Genomic DNA, 1,631 nt, shown 5'->3' with positions numbered 1-1,631 from the left:
CGCTGGAGGGTGAGGCGGATGAGGCTGAACATGGCGCGCCATTGTGCAATCGGCGGCGCCAGGGTCGAGCCCGAAAATGAGCGCTCAGCGCCGCACCTCGAAGATCAGGTTGAACGGCGTTTCAGCCGCGCGCCTGAAGTGCGTGAACCCGGCCTTGCGGAACACCTCAGCCAGGCGTGCCTCGCCGGCCTGCCCGCCGAGCACCAGCTTGCCGCCTTCGGAGATGGCGTGTGCGCAGCACATCAGCGCCGAGCCGGCGTAGTACATCTGCCCCACCGGCGTGAGGTTATCTTCGACGCGGTCGTTGGCAAACGGCTCCACCAGCATCACCGTGCCGCCAGGCGCCAGCACCTCGGCCGCGTGGCGTGCGGCGGCCACCGGGTCGCCCAGGTCGTGCAGCGTGTCGAAGAAGCAGATCAGGCCATAGCGCTGGTCGGGGTAGTCGACCGCGCGGGCCATGCTGAACTCGGCCCGTCGGGCCACGCCGCCCATCGCCGCGTTGCGCTGCGCCTCGGCGATCGAGCCGGCATGGGTGTCGAAGCCGTGGAAGCGCGAGTTCGCAAACGCCTGCGCCATCAGCACGGTGGAGTGGCCGTGGCCACAGCCCACGTCGGCGACGTTGATGCCGGCCTCGAGCTGGGCCACCACGCCGTCGAGCGCGGGCAGCCACTGCGGCACCAGGCTCGCGCGGTAGCCGTTGCAATAGAACGCCGCCACGCCACACGACATGCGTGCATCGTGCTCGCCCCAGGCCACGCCGCGGCCGGTACGAAACGCGTCGAGTGCCTTGTTCTCGTCGGCCCACATCGCTGCCGGCACGTTCCAGGCGTGCGGGATGTAGAGCGGGCTTTCTTCGTCGGCCAGCACCATCGCCTGCTCGGGTGAGAGCTCGTAGGTGTCGCTCAGCGCGTGGTAGCCGACGTAGCCGCCAGCGGCCTGTGCGTTCAGCCACTCGCGCACATAACGTTCGCCGCAGCTGGCGCGCTTGGCCACCTCTCTGGCGCTCAGCGGGCCGGCGCCGGCCATCGCCTTGTACAGGCCGAGCTTGCTGCCGAGGCTGACCATGATGCCGGTGTAGCCGGTGGTCAGGTCGCCGATGGCACGCATGGCAAAGGCTTCGAGTTTGGATTGATCGAACACGGGGGTGTCCATGGGGTGTGTTCCTGTGGGGTGTTCATGTCGGCTCAACGAACCGGCGCGAGCGCTTCGGCCACCGACTGGCCGATGCTTCGGCCCTGGCGGCGCCCGTCTTTCACGGCGTGGCGGAAGTGGATGCCGGCGTAGATGCGCGACATGCCGTTCTCTTGCGCCGCTTGCGAGAACCCGCGGTAGGGGCGGGCCACTCCGGGCAACGTCATGCTGGTTACGGTGTAGCGCTGCTTGTCACCGAAGAGGTCGATCAGCACCTCGGCGGCGGCCCAGCCCAGCACGGTGTGGGTGGAGGGGTAGTCGGGCACGGGCGGCGTCACCAGCAGGGGCTGCCAGTTGGCGTCGGCTTCGGTCAGCGGGTTGCCATCGGTGGCCGCGGCCTGGATGGCCGTCACGGGGCGCCAGAAGCGGTGCTCGTACTTGGCGGCAAAGCCGGCGATGAAGCCGTCGGCCATCGCGAAGTGCAGCAGGGTGAAGGCGCG

1 protein-coding gene and 1 pseudogene are annotated in these 1,631 nt (G+C 68.9%); both read right to left on the bottom strand.

The window, feature by feature from the left end; genetic code table 11:
* Positions 1 to 84: 84 nt before the first annotated feature.
* Positions 85 to 1,152, bottom strand: a complete 1,068-nt coding sequence (locus tag RMO40_RS14115) for a methyltransferase domain-containing protein (protein WP_309722380.1) — start codon at positions 1,150 to 1,152, stop codon at positions 85 to 87.
* A 32-nt stretch (positions 1,153 to 1,184) separates the two neighbouring features.
* Positions 1,185 to 1,631 (bottom strand): annotated as a pseudogene (locus RMO40_RS14110) (vanadium-dependent haloperoxidase); the annotation flags it as partial.

Source organism: Rhizobacter sp., assembly GCF_031412075.1.
Lineage (GTDB): Bacteria > Pseudomonadota > Gammaproteobacteria > Burkholderiales > Burkholderiaceae_C > Rhizobacter.
This window is presented reverse-complemented; position numbering and strand designations above follow the sequence as displayed.

Excerpts from the sequence above, each read along its gene's own strand:
- RMO40_RS14115 (WP_309722380.1), bottom strand. The coding sequence starts at position 1,152 with ATGGACACCCCCGTGTTCGATCAATCCAAACTCGAAGCCTTTGCCATG.